Source organism: uncultured Jatrophihabitans sp., from assembly GCF_964251945.1.
Lineage (GTDB): Bacteria > Actinomycetota > Actinomycetes > Mycobacteriales > Jatrophihabitantaceae > Jatrophihabitans.
This window is the reverse complement of sequence record NZ_CAXULP010000001.1, coordinates 805,941-820,231: the sequence shown is the minus strand read 5'-3', so window position 1 is coordinate 820,231 and position 14,291 is coordinate 805,941. Positions and strand designations below refer to the sequence as shown.

Genomic DNA, 14,291 nt, shown 5'->3' with positions numbered 1-14,291 from the left:
TCAGGCCGAGGCGTAGCGCTTGGCCGCGCGGGCGCGCGCCTTCGTTGCTTCCGCATCGCGGTCCTTGGCCGGCGCACTCGTCACGAGCCGCTCGAGCAGGTGCCGGGTGGCGTGGGCGACCTCGTCGACGGCCGCGTCGAACGCCGCCTGGTTCGCCGCGGACGGCCGAGCCGCACCGCTGACTTTCCGGACGTACTGCAACGCCGCGGCGTGCACCTCGTCGCCGGTCGCGGGTGGCTCGAAGTTGTGCAGGGTGCGGATGTTTCGGCACATGCCGGCAAGCTTGCCACGGCCGCAGACCGACCGATACGGCATGCTGTGGCGGGTGGAGGCAGTTCTGAACCGCATCGAGGCGCTGCCCGGCGAAAATCGATTTGCCCTGACCTTCACCCGGCCAGACAGCAGCGAGCAGACCGCCACCGCTGAGGTCGTCGATGGCGTGGTCCGGGTGGCCGAAGCCAGCCTCCCGGCGGGCTGGCGGCTCGATTCCCCGCAGTTCCGCGCGACAGTCGACGCCGTGCTCGCGTTCGCCGCGGCCCGCAGCACCGGCCCGCAGGCGCGGGTGCTGCGCGATGTCGCCGGCGGGTGGGACGTCGGCCTGGGTAACGTCGTGCTCAGCGCGGACGGCCAGCCGACGTGCACAGCGCACGGCGAGATGGCCGCCCAGGGCGAGGCGTACGAGTGCGCCCAGTGCGGCGCCCGAGCCGCCCTGAGCGGCTGAGCCGGCCTGAGCGGCTGAGCTGTTCGCGCACCGAGCGATGGGAAGTCCGAGTATGGCCACGCATGACGTCCGCAACCAGGTTCCGCCGATCCTCGGCCACGACATCAGCACGTCTCCCGCGCTGTTCGAGGGGTTACGCCTCGAGGGCGCGAGCGACGCCGAGGCCGGGGTGCGCGAGCTCGCGCTGCTCGGCAACAGCGAGCGGTGGCAGGAGGCCGGCCGGCTCGCCAACGACCATCCGCCGGTGCTGCGCACGCACGACCGCTATGGCAACCGGGTGGACGAAGTCGACTACCTGCCGCAATATCACGACCTCATGCGCGTCGCGGTCGAGCACGGCCTGCACGGCGCCCCCTGGGCTGACCCGCGGCCCGGCGCGCACGTCGCCCGGGCGGCGAAGGTGATCGCCTGGGGCGTCGCCGACGCCGGCCACCTGTGCCCGATTTCGATGACCTACGCAGCGGTGCCGGCGCTGCGCACGGCGCCTGAGCTGGCTGCGCAGTACGAGCAGCTGCTCACGAGCGGCGACTACGACTTCGGGCTGCGCGCGCCGCTCGGCAAGCGCGGGCTGATCGCGGGCATGTCGATGACCGAGAAGCAGGGCGGCTCCGACGTCCGGGCGAACACCACGGTCGCGATGCCGGATCGGGCGGCAGGCGACGGCGGCTACCGGCTCACCGGGCACAAGTGGTTCACCTCGGCGCCGATGTCCGACCTGTTCCTGACCCTCGCGCAGGCCCCTGGCGGGCTGTCTTGCTTCTTGCTGCCGCGGGTGCTGCCAGACGGCGCGCGCAACGCCTTCTTCCTGCAGCGGCTGAAGGACAAGCTGGGCAACAAGTCGAACGCGTCGGCCGAGGTCGAGTACGACGGCGCGGTGGCGTGGCTGGTCGGGGAGGAGGGCCGCGGCGTCGCCACGATCATCGAGATGGTGAACATGACGCGCCTGGACTGCGCGCTGATGGCCGCCGCCGGGATGCGCCTGGCGACCGCCCACGCGGTGCACCACGCGATGCACCGGTTCGCCTTCGGCAGGGCGTTGATCGACCAGCCGGCGATGGCCAACGTGCTGGCCGACTTGGCCCTCGAGTCCGAGGCGGCGACGGCGGTGGTGCTGCGGATCGCGGGCGCGGTCGACCGCGCGGTCCGCGGCGACGTGCAGGAGAAGGCGTTTCGCCGGGTGGCGCTCGCCGTCACCAAGTACTGGCTGTGCAAGCGACTGGCCGGCCACACCGGCGAGGCGCTGGAGTGTCTGGGCGGCAACGGCTACGTCGAGGAATCCGGGATGCCGCGGCTCTACCGCGAGGCGCCGCTAGTGTCGATCTGGGAGGGCTCGGGAAACGTTGCGGCGCTGGACGCCCTGCGCGCCCTGACCCGCGAACCGGAGGCCGCGGAGGCGTTCTTCGCCGAGCTCGACGCCGCAGCCGGCGCCGACAGCCGATACGACGACGCGCTGGCCATGCTGCGCAAGGAGCTCGCTGACCCCGAGCAGGCGCACTACCGCGCCCGACGGGTGGCCGAGCAGATGGCCCAGCTGCTGCAGGCGTCGCTGCTGTTGCGCCGCGGGTCGCCCGCAGTCGCCGACGCGTTTGTGGCGACCAGACTCGGCGGAGACCGCGGACTCGCCTACGGGACGCTGCCGGTCGGAGTCGACACCGCGACGATCCTCGAGCGGGCCCGAGTGAGCTGACGCGAGTAGCTGCGAGCTAGCTGGCGATGCGGTGCGGTGAGGCCATCAGCAGTTCGGCGCGCCGGGCGTCGACGCATTGACCGTTCGGCAGCAGCTCGCCGAAGTCCTCGAAGACGACCACGCCGTTGCACAGCAGGCTCCAGCCCTGTTCTGGGTGCGCTGAGATCACGTGCGCCGCGTCGCGGTCGATCGCCTCGGCGGTCGGGCACGCGGGGAAGTGGGAGCAACGGCGGTCAATGGAGTTGGACCCGGCAGCAGAGCCGGTCACCAGTGCGGAAGTGTTCATCATGGCGGTCCTGTAATCGTTTTCGGTCTGAGCGGTGTCTAGTGTCCTTGAAATTCCTGGGATGTCCAGCGCCCTCGCCCGCCTTTCATGGTGTACCCCTACCGTCGGCATCCGGGCACCTTTCCGTGAGGGCAAAGTAAAAAGTTATCAGCCTGTGACCTCTGCCACTTCGCTCGTCCCGGTTCGTCCCGCTTCGTCTGGCGAAGTGCGTCAGGTGCGTCCTTGGCGGTCCTGCGCGCGCCGCAGGGCCCCGGCTCGTGGCACCCAGTCAGCGAGCACGGCGGGAAACCCCGCTGCCAGCGCGGCCCGCACGACCTCGTCGTCGTCGTCGACGACTGCGGCGACGCCTCGCGGGGCGAGCGTGCGCAACACCCCGAGCTTGTAAATCCGAGCCGGCCGGTAGTCGCCAGCCGGGCGCATGTGCAGCTCGGCGGCCGGCAGCTCGTGCCGGGCCAGCCAGGTGGCGGTGACTTCGCGCAGCGATTCCGGCCGGCCGGTCAGCCAGACCACGTCTGCGCCGGCGCCCAGATCGGCGACCAGCCGCGCGCCCTCGGGCAGCAGCGCGTCCCGGTCGGCGGCTGCGAAGAACCGTCGCCAGTTGCCGCGGTCGAGGTGGTGCAGCCGATGCCGGACGTCGGCCACCACACCGTCGATGTCGAAGACCGCCAGCACCGGGCCCAACGTACGGGCCGGCGCCTGCGTGCGAACGCCGACCGCAGCGGTCCGCGCGATTGCCGTACGCTGCTGATCTCGTGCGCTTCGCCAACCCTGCGCCGTCGTTCGAGCTCACCTACGACGACGTCTTCATGATCCCGGCGCGCTCGGAGGTCGCGTCGCGATTCGACGTCGACCTCGCAACCGAAGACGGCAGCGGCGCGACCATTCCGGTGGTCGTCGCCAACATGACCGCCGTCGCGGGCCGCCGGATGGCCGAGACCGTCGCTCGCCGCGGCGGGTTGACCGTGCTGCCGCAGGACATCCCGACGCCCGTGGTTCGCGAGGTCGTCCAGTGGGTGAAAGCCCGGCACCCGGTGATCGAGACGGCGCTCACGCTCTCGCCGCGCAGCACCGTCAGCGACGCCCTCGCCCTGCTGCCGAAGCGCGCGCACGGCGCGCTGGTGGTCGTCGAGGACGGCCGGCCGGTGGGCGTCGTGACCGAGACCGACTGTGCGGGCGCCGACCGCTTCACGCAGCTGCACGCGGTGATGACCCCCGATCCGGTGACGCTGCGCGCGCCGCTCGACCCGGTGGCGGCGTTCCGTGAGCTGGACGAGCGGCGCCGCAAGCTCGCGCCGGTGATCGACGCGAACGGCCGGCTGGTCGGGCTGATCACCCGGGTCGGCGCGCTGCGCTCGACCATCTACCGCCCTGCCGTGGACGAGGCCGGGCAGCTGCGAGTCGCCGCGGCCGTCGGCGTCAACGGCGACGTCAAGGCGAAGGTGGCCGATCTGCTGGACGCCGGCGTCGACCTGGTGGTGCTCGACACCGCGCACGGCCACCAGCAGCGGATGACCGACGCGCTCGAAGCTGTGCGGGCGCTCGCCCCGCACGTGCCCGTCGTCGCCGGCAATGTGGTGTCCGCCGCGGGCGTCCGCGACCTCATCGCCGCCGGCGCGGACATCGTCAAGGTCGGGGTCGGGCCCGGCGCGATGTGCACCACTCGGATGATGACCGGCGTCGGCCGCCCGCAGTTCTCCGCGGTGGTGGAATGCGCCGAGGCCGCCGCGGCGCTCGGCAAGCACGTCTGGGCCGACGGGGGAGTGCGGCACCCGCGCGACGTCGCGCTGGCGCTCGCCGCCGGCGCGTCCGCGGTGATGATCGGCTCGTGGTTCGCCGGCACCCACGAGTCGCCTGGCGACCTGCACCTGTCGGCCGACGGGCGTGCGTACAAGGACAGCTTCGGCATGGCGTCGGCCCGGGCGGTCGCGAATCGGACCAGCGGCGAGGGCGCGCTCGAACGCGCCCGGAAGGGCCTGTTCGAAGAAGGCATCTCCAGCGGCCGGCAGTTCGTCGACCCGGTGCGCCCGGGCGTCGAGGATCTGCTGGACAGCATCACGGCGGGCGTGCGCTCGGCGTGCACATACGCCGGCGCCGCGTCGCTGGCTCAGCTGCACGAGCGCGCGGTGATCGGCGTGCAGAGCGCGGCCGGCTACGCGGAGGGACGGCCGCTGCACTTCGGCTGGTGAGCCTGCCGTCCCCGCGGGGTGGAGTGGGACAGTGGAGGGGTGGGCTCGCAACACCAGCATCCCGCCGCCGGCGCCGATCGGCGGTGGCTGCTGGCCGCCTTCGGGCTGGTGGTCGTGTTCATGGTCGCCGAGGTCGTCATCGGATTGCTGGCCGGTTCGCTCGCGCTGCTGGCCGACGCCGGCCACATGCTGACCGACGCAGCCGCTCTGTTACTCGCAGTTATCGCCTCTCGCTTGGCGCAACGGCCGGCTCGCGGCGCCTTCACCTACGGGTTCGCCCGGGTCGACGCGCTGTCCGGCCAGGCCAACGGCATCACGCTCGTGCTGCTCGCGGTGTGGTTCGCGATCGAGGGCGTCCGCCGGCTCGTCGACCCGTCGGCGGTGCACGGGGGCGTCGTCGCGCTGGTCGCGGTCGTCGGCGTGGCGGTGAACCTCGCCGCGACCGCGCTGGCCGGGCGGGCGGACCGCGGCAGCCTCAATGTGCGCGGCGTGTTGGCGCACCTGCTCACCGACGTCTGGGCGTTCGCGGCGACGCTTGTCGCCGGCCTGGTCATCGCCGGCACCGGTTGGCAGCGCGCCGACCCGATCGCGTCGCTCGTCGTGGCCGCGCTGATGACCTGGACGGGCCTGCGGCTCGTGCGCGACGCCAACCGGGTCTTCCTCGAAGCGGCGCCGGCTGAGATCGACCCGGCGGAGCTGGGCGCCGAGCTTGCCTCGACCGCCGGCGTCGCCCAGGTGCACGACCTGCACGTGTGGGTGCTCGGCTCCCGGGACACTGCGCTCTCCGCGCACGTGCTCGTCAACCGCGCGAACGACTGCCATGCGGTCGCCGCACGGCTACGCGGGTTGCTGGCCGAGCGTTACGGCATCAGCCACGTCACCCTGCAGGTCGATCACGCCGAAGACCGCCGGCACGACGCGGACAACTGCGCCGATGCCCACGGCGTCGTCCACACCGCGCCCGCGCCGCGCCGCTGACGCGAGAAAAACCGATACTCCCGGTACCTGCAGTCTGGGCAAACCCTCCGACACAGGCCAGAATCGGTCCATGTTGCTGCCGATGTCGCCTGCGAACTCGATGTTCCTGCTCGCCGAGACGCGCGATTACCCGATGCACGTCGGCAGCCTGCAGCTGTACACCCCGCCGGACGGCGCCAATGCGCTCGACGTGCGGGCCCTGTTGGAACAGGCGATCGCTGACGACCTCGCGCGACCGGAGACCGCGGCGGCGCCGGTGTTCACCAAGCGACCGCGGCGTTCGCTCACCACGCTCGGCCAATGGGGCTGGGAGAACGACAAGGATTTCGACCTCGAGCACCACGTCCGGCGCAGCGCCCTGCCGCAGCCCGGGCGGGTGCTCGAGCTGCTGGCACTGGTCTCTCGGCTGCACTCGACGCTGCTCGACCGGCGCCGGCCGCTCTGGGAGATGCACCTGATCGAAGGCCTGCAGGACGGCCGCTACGCGATCTACAGCAAGGTGCACCACTCGATGATGGACGGCGTGTCCGCGCTGCGGATGCTCGGCCGGATGTTGAGCCCGGACGCCCGCGAGCGCGGCATGCCGCCGCCCTGGGCGCCCCGCCCGCCGGCGAAGCGCGAGAGCGGCGGCCACGAGTCCCGCAGCCCGGCGCAGCAGCTGCTGTCCGCGGCCGGGGACGCCGTCGGCATGGGCCCGGCGCTCGGCCGCTCGCTGGTGCGGGCGCTCGGCGACCGCGGCGGCTCGTTGGCCTTCTCCGCTCCCAACTCAATGTTCAACGTGCCGATCACCGGGGCCCGGCGCTTCGCCGCGCAGTCCTGGCCGATTGAACGCATCCGGGCGGTGAGCAAGGCTGCGGACGGCACGGTCAACGACGTCGTGCTCGCGATGTGCTCCGGCGCTCTGCGCGACTACCTGCTCAGCCTGGACGCGCTGCCGGAGACCTCGCTGATCGCGATGGTGCCGGTGTCGTTGCACGGCGAGGGGTCGGCGTCGGGCGACGGCGGCGGCAACGCGGTGGGGGCGGTCATGTGCAACCTCGGCACCGACAAGGCCGACGCGGGGGAGCGGCTGGAGACCGTGCACCGCTCGATGGACGAGGGCAAGTCGGCGCTGCGCTCCATGACGCCGCTGCAGATCCTGATGATGAGCGCGCTTGCCATGAGCCCGCTCGCGGTGTGGCCGGCACTTGGGCTGGTGGGGACGATGCGCCCGCCCTTCAACGTCATCATCTCGAACGTCCCCGGGCCGCAGCGGCCGATGTTCTGGAACGGCGCGCAGCTGGAGAGCGTTTATCCGCTGTCCATTCCGCTTGACGGCCAGGCGCTGAACATCACCTGCGTCAGTTATTCGGACGCCATCGGGTTCGGGCTCACCGGCTGCCGGCGCAGCGTGCCGCACCTGCAGCGGATGCTCGGCTTCCTCGACGAGGAGTTGAACGCGCTCGAGAAGGCCGTCGGCGTCTGACTGTCTCGAGGTGATGTCTAGACCGCGGCGTTTACGCTCCGTGTCCGGCGGCCACCGCTTCGCCCGCGGCCACCGGCCCCGGCGGCGTGCCGTCGCCGAAGGGGCGGCCGCCGAGCTGCTCGCGGCCGTGCGGCGCGCGCCACCCGGACAGGTCCGGTCCGGCCGGCACGATGCCGGACGGGTTGAGGTTGGTGTGCACCAGGTAGTAGTGCTGCTTGATCTGCACGAAGTCAGTCGTGTCGCCGAACCCGGGCGTCTGGAACAGGTCGCGCGCGTAGGCCCAGAGCACCGGCAGCTCACTCAGTTTCTGCCGGTTGCACTTGAAATGGCCGTGGTAAACGGCGTCGAAGCGCGCCAGCGTGGTGAACAGCCGGACGTCCGCCTCGGTGATCGTGTCGCCGACGAGGTAGCGCTGCGTGGCCAGCCGCTCGGCCAACCAGTCGAGCCGGGCGAACAACGCAGTGTACGCGCGGTCGTAGGCCCGCTGGCTGCTCGCGAACCCGCACCGGTAGACGCCGTTGTTGACGTCCTGGAACACCGCCTCGGCGACCTCGTCGATCTCGTCCCGGTGCTTGTCCGGGTAGAGCTCGGGCGCGCCAGGCCGGTGGAACTGGCGCCACTCGAGCGACATGTCCAGCGTCATCTGCCGGTAGTCGTTGGTGACGACCTGGCCGGTGGGGATGTCGACGAACGCCGGCACGGTGATGCCGCGCGGGTAGTCCGGGACGCGGGCGAAGTAGGCCTCCTGCAGCCGCTCGATGCCGAGCACCGGATCGCGGCCGCCGGGATCGAGGTCGAAGGTCCAGCTGCGCTCATCATGCGTCGGCCCGCAGACGCCCATCGACAGCACCGGCTCGAGGCCGAGCAGCCGCCGGACGATGATCGCGCGATTCGCCCAGGGGCAGGCGCGGGCGACGACGAGCCGGTAGCGACCGGCCTCGACCGGGTACCCGTCGCGGCCGTCGGCGGTGATGCGGGTCGTCAAGTAGTTCTGGTCGCGCTCGAAGCTGCCGTCCGCGCCGAGGTCTTTGGTGTCGGATCTGCTGTTGGTGCTCACTCGTCGAGTCTGCCCAACAGCTGTGCGTACACGTCGTCCGCGGCGCCTTCGGGGCAGTGCAACACCTGGGCGTGGGGACGAGTGTTGATCAGCTGCAGCAGCCGGTCGTACATCGCGCCGAGCACCGGCTCGCCGCCGAGCTGGGCGATCTGCTCGCCGGCCTCGACGTGCGCAGGCTCGGCCGCCGCCGCGGTGCGCTCGGCGAACCGGCGGAACAACGTGTCCCGGTCGTCGGTGAGCACGAACTCGGCGTAGTCCGCGCCGGCCTCGCTGCCGACGGCCTCGAGCTGGCCGAGGAACTCCGGGCGGGCGAGGTACTGCGGCACGACGACGTCCCGGCCGGCACGCAGGTGCGCGCCGGCCAGCGGCACAGACAGCTCACGCGCGACCAGCCCCGCCTGCGTCGGGTCGTCGCGCCACCCGCCGAGCAGCCGGCGGATGCTGTCGAGATCGAGCACGAGCGTCAGCCGATGATCGGCGGCGTAGCGGCGGGCCAGGGTCGTCTTGCCGACTGCCGGCATGCCGTTGAGCACGATCAAGCGCGGCATCCGCAGCACGGTAGCCGAGTCAGGCCGCCTCAGCCCTGGGCGAGCTCCGCGACGTCCTGCCACTCGCGCCACGACGCGAGCCGCGACTCGTAATCCTTCTCCGCGATCCCCAGCGGTCCGGCGCCGAAGAACGCGCGGAGCGGCGGGTTGTCGGCGTCGACGATCCGCAGCACGGCTACGGCGCTGGCCTGCGGGTCGACCGGCGAGGCCATGCGGGCTTTCCGCTGCTCCTGAACCTTCGTCCGGTAGTCCGCATAGGCGTCCAGCTCGGCCGAGTGCCGCGCCGACGAGCCGCCCCAGTCGGTGGAGAACCCGCCCGGCTCGATCAGCGTGACCTTGACGCCGAATCGGCGACCTCCTGCGCGAGGCTCTGGCTCAGGCCTTCGAGCGCCCACTTGGACGCGTGATACGCGCCGACGAGCGGGAAGGCGCCGTAGCCGGCGTTGTTCACGACGATGCTGAGCCGGCCGAAGTGCTGGTGCGCCTGCTCGACCGCGGCGAAGTCGGCGGCGCGGTCGGTGACGTCGAGCTGCAGCGGCAGCAGCCGGCCGACGCCACCGGTCACGGTGCGACATGTCGCGCCTGGCGCACCTGGCGCACCTGGCGCACGGGAATAGCAATCGTCACGGCCCCTCGAGCGCCCGGACGCGCGACGTCCCGATGGCGATAACCGCGAGCAGCACCGGCACCGCGACCAGCGCCGCAGGCAGCGAGAACGCGTCGGCCAGTTGGCCGATGAGCGGCGGACCGAGCGCGAATCCAGCCCAGCCCAGACCGGACACCACCGCGACCCCGACGCCAGGAGGCAGATTGGGCAGCCGGCCGGCGGCGCTGTACGCCGTGGGCGCCACCGTGCCGAGGCCCGCGCCGAGCAGGAAGAATCCGACGATCGCCGCCGGCGCGACCCCGATGGCCAGCGCGAGGGCGAAGCCGACCGCCGCGGTCGTGGCGAGTGTTGGAAGCAGCAGCCCGGCACGAAAGCGCCCGAGCAGCCGATTGCCCAGCAGTCGCACCGTCACCATCGCCAATGCGAAGGACGTGTAGCCGAGCCCGGCGACGACCGCGGCGCTGCCGAGGGAGTCGCGCAGGTAGACCGACGCCCAGTCCGCCGCCGCGCCCTCGCACAACATCGACGAGAACGCGATGGCCCCCAATAGCAGCGCGGTGGCCGACAGCCGTCGGCCGGTGCGGTCGGGCCGGTCGATCGGCTGCCGGCCGGCGGCGCCGCCTGCCGATGCCGGCGCGCCGCGCGGGCCGTCCCGGTCGCCGAGCAGCGGGACGGTGAGCCAGCCGACGCCAAGCAGCAGGAGCACGCCGAGGACGGCCAGCTGGATTGTGAGCGACAACCCGACGGCCACGCCCAGGGTGCCGAGGCCGGCGCCGGCGAATGCGCCGATACTCCAGCCGCCGTGCAAACCGTTCATCAGCGCCCGGCCGGTCGACCGCTCGACGGTGATCGCCTGCGAGTTCATCGCGATGTCGAGCAGGCCCATGAATGCGCCCCATACGAGCAGCGCCGCGAACAGCGTCGGCACAGAATCGGCGAGCCCGACCAGCGGGCCGGACAGGCAGTAGCCGAGTAGTGCGACCTGCACCAACGATCTGCTGCCGAAGCGCGGCACTGCCCATCCGGCGACGCCGATCGCGCTGACCAACCCGATCGGCGCGCCAAGCAGCGCGACGCCGAGCGTCCCGTCGCCGATGCCGAGCCGGGCCTTCACCTGCGCGACGTGCGCCGTCCAGGACGCGAACAGCAAGCCGTGCGAGACGAAGATCGCGGCGACCGCGACCTGTATGCGCCGAGGGCGGATCTCGACGCTCGCGCTCACCCGCCGAGAATACGAGCGGCTCGCACTCCGGTCCGCTCGGGCGGCCACGAGCTTGCGCAGCTCCCGCCGACTGACCTGGGCGCACGCGCTGCACCTACAAAGTTGTCCGCGCTACGGCGCTATTAGCGCTGCCCGGGGCTGGCCACCGGCAGGCCGTAGCCGGTCGCCGCGGAGATCATCCGGACGTCGTAGGTCACGAGTGCCTCGAGATCAGTCAGCTCGGACGCCGACGCGATATGCATCGCGTCAAGAGTCGGGGCTGCCGGTGGCGGAAGCATGGCGGCGCGAGCGAGGGAAGCCGGCGTGAGCTCCAGCTTGTCGATGCGGTTCGACACCTGGACCGCCGCGCCAACGGCCGCCTGGCTGACCCGGGCAGCAAAGCGATGCAGTTCCACCACCCCGACAACGTTGGTGATGCGTGGACTGTCCGGTCGCGCTGCGAGCCACTCGCGAAGGGCCTCGCTCTCGTCTTCCGCCACCACGAGCTTGGCGAGCGCCGACGTGTCGAGGTAGAGGCTCACTGATCGTCTCGGTCTGCGGCGATCAGCTCGGCCGAGGACGGCGTGCCTGGTGGCGCGACGACGGGCGTGATGTCGAGGACGTCACCGCGACCGGGTCGAAGCACGCCTGAGTCGATCAGTTGCGCCCGCGACGATTTTGCCAGGCGTTGGATCGGCACCAGCTGGGCGACGGGTCGCCCGTGGTTGGTGATCTCGATGCTGTTGCCATCGGCTTGAACGCGCTCGAGCAATTCGCTCGCGCTCTGCCGCAACTCGCGGACCCCGACCGATTGCATGTAGCACATGGTAGCACATGGCTCCCCGCTTACGCCTTGAGCGCGAAGAGCTCCAGGGCGATGTTGTCAGGGTCGCGGAACTCCAGGATGCAAGCGCCGCCGAGGTCCTTGATGCCGGCGTGCGGCACGTTCAGCTCGTCCAGCAGCACCACAGCCCGGTCCAGGTCGTCCGTCGATCCGACCGCGAAGCTGACGTGGTCGAGACCGGTGCGGTCCTCGGTGAACTCGTCCTCGCCGACCGGCCGCAGGCCGAGCAGCGAATCGCCGAGCCGATAGACGACACCGCCGAAGAGGAACCACAGTCTCTCCTTGGTGGCGTCGTCCGCGTCGGCGGGCATCTCGAAGGCGACTGGCAGGCCGAACACCCGGTCGTAGAACTCGCGCGAGCGCGCGATGTCGGTGACGGTGAGGCGGACGTGGGCATAGGCATGCGGGGTGACGGGCACGTCGGCAGTCTTCCCTACCGCGATCGCTTGCCTCCTCGTTCGCCCGTCTCGCTCACCTGGTGGTGAGGACGACGAGCTGTTGGGTCGCGCGGGTCATCGCGACGTAACGGTCGACCGCTCCCTGCATCCCGGCGCCGAACGACGCCGGGTCGATGAGGACGACCATGTCGAACTCGAGCCCCTTCGACAGCTCAGGGGTCAGCGACCGCACGCGCGGCGTCGCGACGAAGCTGGGGTCGCCGATCACACAGGCGGTTCCTTGTGGATGCGCGGCGAGCCAGGCATCCAGGATCGAGCCCAGCTCGGCGGCAGGTCCGTGCACGACGGGCACGCCGCCGGTGCGGATCGAGGTCGGCACGTTGGCGTCCGGCAGCACGGCGCGGATGATCGGTTCGGCTTCGGCCATGATCACTGCCGGCGTGCGGTAGTTGACCCGCAAGGTCGCCAGGCTGATCCGGTCGAGGCCTATCCGCTTCAGCCGTTCCTGCCAGGACTCCGGGAACCCGCGCCTGGCCTGGGCGCGGTCCCCGACGATGGTGAAGCTGCCGGACGGGCAGCGCAGCAGCAGCATCTGCCACTCGGCGTCGGTCAGCTCCTGCGCCTCGTCCACGACGATGTGCGCGAACGGGCCGGCCAGCAGGTCCGGATCGGCGGCCGGCAGCGCGGCCTCGTCGACGAGCGCGTCCCGGGTGTCCTCGCCGCGCAGCATCGACATCGCCAGCATCTCGGAGTCGTCGCCGGCGACCATGTCATCGACGACCAGCGACATCTTTTCCCGCTCGACCGCGAGGGTCGCTGCGCGCTGATGCGCGCGCAGCGACGCCTTCGGGTCGCCGAGCCGCTGCCGTGCCGCGTCCAGCAGCGGCAGGTCGGACACCGTCCAGGCTTGGCCGTCCGTGCGCTGCAGCGCGACGATCTCATCGCGGCTGAGCCACGGAGCGCACTTGCGCAGATAGGCGGGCACCGACCACAGGTCGGCGACCAGGTCGGCCGCTTCGAGCAGCGGCCAGGCGCGGTTCAGGGTCGCGCGCAGCTCTCTGTTCTGCAGCAGCGACTTGCGCAGGAGGTCAGGCGGGGCGCCGTTGTGCTTGTCCACCAGGATCGCGAGCAGCTCATCCAGGACGCGGTCGCGCGCCTCGTTGTGCGGAGTGCCGGCCTCGGGCGCTTCGAAGGCTTCGGCCCAATCTTCGGCGCTCAACCAGATGTCGGACCACTCAGTGCTAACTGTCATTCCGTTGGCAGGCGGCTCCTCATAGATCGCGACCGCTGTCTCGATCGCCTTCACCAGGTCTGCGGACGACTTCAGCCGCGCGACGTTCGGCTCGGGCTCGGTCGCCGCTGCCGCGGCGCCCTCGGCGACGAGGTCGCGCAGCGTGCAGGTCCGCACGCCGTCCTCGCCGAGGCTGGGCAGGACGTCGGCGACGTAGTCGAGGTAGGGCTGGTGCGGACCGACGAACAGCACCCCGCCGCGGCGGTGGCGAAGGCGCGGGTCGGCGTAGAGCAAGTAGGCGGAGCGGTGCAGGGCGACGACCGTCTTGCCGGTGCCCGGGCCGCCGTCGACGACGAGGGCGCCGCGGGATCCCGCCCGGATGATGGCGTCCTGGTCGGCCTGGATCGTGCCGAGCACGTCGCGCATCCGGCTCGATCGGTCGGCGCCCAGGCTCGCGATGAAGGCGGATTGGTCGTCGAGTGCGGCATGCCCGGCCAACCCGGCCGCGGTGAACACCTCGTCCCAGTAATCACTGACCCGCCCGCGTGTCCAGCGGTACCGGCGCCGACTTGCCAGACCGAGCGGGTTGGCGTGGGTGGCGGCGAAGAACGGCTCGGCCGCGGGCGAGCGCCAGTCGACCAGCAGCCGACGGCCATCGCCGTCCGTGAGGCCGAGCCGTCCGACGTACACCGGCTCGGCGTCGTCTGCGCCGACGATGCGGCCGAGGCACAGGTCCAGGCCGAACCGGCGCAGCGCGCGCAAGCGGGCGGTCAGCCGGTGGACCTGCATGTCCCGGTCCATCGCTTCCTGGCCGATGCCGCCCGGCGCCCTGCGCTCGACGTCGAGGCGCTCGGAAAGCTCGGCGATGGACTGCCCGAGGCTCTCCGCGATGGCCGCGAAGTGCTGCTCGTCGTCGGCAATCAGCGCCGGGTCGGCCTTGGCAGCGAGCCGGTCGGGCAGCTCGAACGCGCTCGCAGACAGCGGGTGCACGTGATCGGGGTCCCATCTGAGGTCGGCACGAATTGTGGCCGCGAGCGGCCGTTCCGCGGCACGAACCACGCCCGCACCAGACTCACGACTGT

Annotated in this window: 15 protein-coding genes and 1 pseudogene; 5 read left to right on the top strand and 11 right to left on the bottom strand. The window is 71.5% G+C overall.

Features of this window, described 5'->3' with window-relative positions:
* Positions 1–273 carry a DUF2277 domain-containing protein gene (locus ACFFBG_RS03795; RefSeq protein ID WP_375475731.1) on the bottom strand — a complete coding sequence of 91 codons (273 nt, stop codon included), beginning with the start codon at positions 271–273 and terminating at the stop codon, positions 1–3.
* Between ACFFBG_RS03795 and ACFFBG_RS03790 the strand changes: the two genes are divergently transcribed.
* Positions 272–721, top strand: a complete 450-nt coding sequence (locus tag ACFFBG_RS03790; RefSeq protein WP_375475730.1) for a hypothetical protein — start codon at positions 272–274, stop codon at positions 719–721. The two genes, ACFFBG_RS03795 and ACFFBG_RS03790, sit on opposite strands and share 2 nt — an antisense overlap.
* 52 nt (positions 722–773) lie before the next feature.
* Complete coding sequence (locus ACFFBG_RS03785; protein ID WP_375475728.1) at positions 774–2,408, top strand: acyl-CoA dehydrogenase family protein; 1,635 nt, start codon at positions 774–776, stop codon at positions 2,406–2,408.
* A gap of 16 nt (positions 2,409–2,424) precedes the next feature.
* Here ACFFBG_RS03785 and ACFFBG_RS03780 read toward each other — a convergent pair whose 3' ends face one another.
* Together ACFFBG_RS03780 and ACFFBG_RS03775 are read right to left on the bottom strand one after the other, a co-directional pair.
* Positions 2,425–2,805 carry a DUF5999 family protein gene (locus ACFFBG_RS03780; RefSeq protein WP_375475726.1) on the bottom strand — a complete coding sequence of 127 codons (381 nt, stop codon included), beginning with the start codon at positions 2,803–2,805 and terminating at the stop codon, positions 2,425–2,427.
* Between the two features lie 99 nt (positions 2,806–2,904).
* A complete protein-coding gene (locus ACFFBG_RS03775; RefSeq protein ID WP_375475724.1) occupies positions 2,905–3,366 on the bottom strand; it encodes a hypothetical protein in 462 nt (153 codons plus the stop codon).
* Positions 3,367–3,446: 80 nt separating this feature from the next.
* On the opposite strand from ACFFBG_RS03775, the gene ACFFBG_RS03770 reads away from it, so the two are divergent.
* From ACFFBG_RS03770 to ACFFBG_RS03760, 3 genes are all read left to right on the top strand, one after another.
* Positions 3,447–4,880: a GuaB1 family IMP dehydrogenase-related protein gene (locus ACFFBG_RS03770; protein ID WP_375475722.1), complete on the top strand. Its 1,434-nt coding sequence runs from the start codon at positions 3,447–3,449 to the stop codon at positions 4,878–4,880.
* A gap of 39 nt (positions 4,881–4,919) precedes the next feature.
* Positions 4,920–5,858 carry a cation diffusion facilitator family transporter gene (locus ACFFBG_RS03765; RefSeq protein WP_375475720.1) on the top strand — a complete coding sequence of 313 codons (939 nt, stop codon included), beginning with the start codon at positions 4,920–4,922 and terminating at the stop codon, positions 5,856–5,858.
* 70 nt (positions 5,859–5,928) lie between these two features.
* Complete coding sequence (locus ACFFBG_RS03760; RefSeq protein ID WP_375475718.1) at positions 5,929–7,323, top strand: wax ester/triacylglycerol synthase family O-acyltransferase; 1,395 nt, start codon at positions 5,929–5,931, stop codon at positions 7,321–7,323.
* 31 nt (positions 7,324–7,354) lie between these two features.
* Here ACFFBG_RS03760 and ACFFBG_RS03755 read toward each other — a convergent pair whose 3' ends face one another.
* The 8 genes and pseudogenes from ACFFBG_RS03755 to helR all read right to left on the bottom strand — a co-directional run bounded on the left by ACFFBG_RS03755 (position 7,355) and on the right by helR (position 14,199).
* Positions 7,355–8,380 carry a glutathione S-transferase family protein gene (locus ACFFBG_RS03755; protein ID WP_375475716.1) on the bottom strand — a complete coding sequence of 342 codons (1,026 nt, stop codon included), beginning with the start codon at positions 8,378–8,380 and terminating at the stop codon, positions 7,355–7,357.
* Positions 8,377–8,928, bottom strand: a complete 552-nt coding sequence (locus ACFFBG_RS03750) for an AAA family ATPase (protein ID WP_375475714.1) — start codon at positions 8,926–8,928, stop codon at positions 8,377–8,379. Before ACFFBG_RS03750 ends, ACFFBG_RS03755 begins: the two co-directional genes overlap by 4 nt.
* 29 nt (positions 8,929–8,957) lie before the next feature.
* Positions 8,958–9,472, bottom strand: a pseudogene (locus ACFFBG_RS03745) (SDR family NAD(P)-dependent oxidoreductase); the annotation flags it as partial.
* Between the two features lie 79 nt (positions 9,473–9,551).
* The gene (locus ACFFBG_RS03740; protein ID WP_375475712.1) at positions 9,552–10,757 is read right to left on the bottom strand and encodes an MFS transporter; all 1,206 of its coding nucleotides are present in this window, start codon (positions 10,755–10,757) and stop codon (positions 9,552–9,554) included.
* A gap of 122 nt (positions 10,758–10,879) precedes the next feature.
* Positions 10,880–11,278 (bottom strand): type II toxin-antitoxin system VapC family toxin, encoded by a 399-nt coding sequence (locus tag ACFFBG_RS03735; protein WP_375475710.1) that lies wholly within the window; start codon positions 11,276–11,278, stop codon positions 10,880–10,882.
* On the bottom strand, positions 11,275–11,553 hold the full coding sequence (locus ACFFBG_RS03730) for a type II toxin-antitoxin system Phd/YefM family antitoxin (RefSeq protein ID WP_375475708.1): 279 nt from the start codon (positions 11,551–11,553) through the stop codon (positions 11,275–11,277). The genes ACFFBG_RS03735 and ACFFBG_RS03730 overlap by 4 nt, the downstream gene beginning before the upstream one ends.
* A gap of 29 nt (positions 11,554–11,582) precedes the next feature.
* Positions 11,583–11,999, bottom strand: a complete 417-nt coding sequence (locus tag ACFFBG_RS03725) for a VOC family protein (protein ID WP_375475706.1) — start codon at positions 11,997–11,999, stop codon at positions 11,583–11,585.
* A gap of 52 nt (positions 12,000–12,051) precedes the next feature.
* Positions 12,052–14,199: an RNA polymerase recycling motor ATPase HelR gene (helR, locus tag ACFFBG_RS03720; RefSeq protein WP_375475704.1), complete on the bottom strand. Its 2,148-nt coding sequence runs from the start codon at positions 14,197–14,199 to the stop codon at positions 12,052–12,054.
* Positions 14,200–14,291 lie beyond the last annotated feature (92 nt).

Excerpts from the sequence above, each read along its gene's own strand:
- ACFFBG_RS03785 (WP_375475728.1), top strand. The coding sequence starts at position 774 with ATGGCCACGCATGACGTCCGCAACCAGGTTCCGCCGATCCTCGGCCAC.
- ACFFBG_RS03750 (WP_375475714.1), bottom strand. The coding sequence starts at position 8,928 with ATGCCGCGCTTGATCGTGCTCAACGGCATGCCGGCAGTCGGCAAGACG.
- ACFFBG_RS03760 (WP_375475718.1), top strand. The coding sequence starts at position 5,929 with ATGTTGCTGCCGATGTCGCCTGCGAACTCGATGTTCCTGCTCGCCGAG.
- ACFFBG_RS03790 (WP_375475730.1), top strand. The coding sequence starts at position 272 with ATGCCGGCAAGCTTGCCACGGCCGCAGACCGACCGATACGGCATGCTG.
- ACFFBG_RS03795 (WP_375475731.1), bottom strand. The coding sequence starts at position 273 with ATGTGCCGAAACATCCGCACCCTGCACAACTTCGAGCCACCCGCGACC.
- ACFFBG_RS03730 (WP_375475708.1), bottom strand. The coding sequence starts at position 11,553 with ATGCAATCGGTCGGGGTCCGCGAGTTGCGGCAGAGCGCGAGCGAATTG.
- ACFFBG_RS03780 (WP_375475726.1), bottom strand. The coding sequence starts at position 2,805 with ATGCCGACGGTAGGGGTACACCATGAAAGGCGGGCGAGGGCGCTGGAC.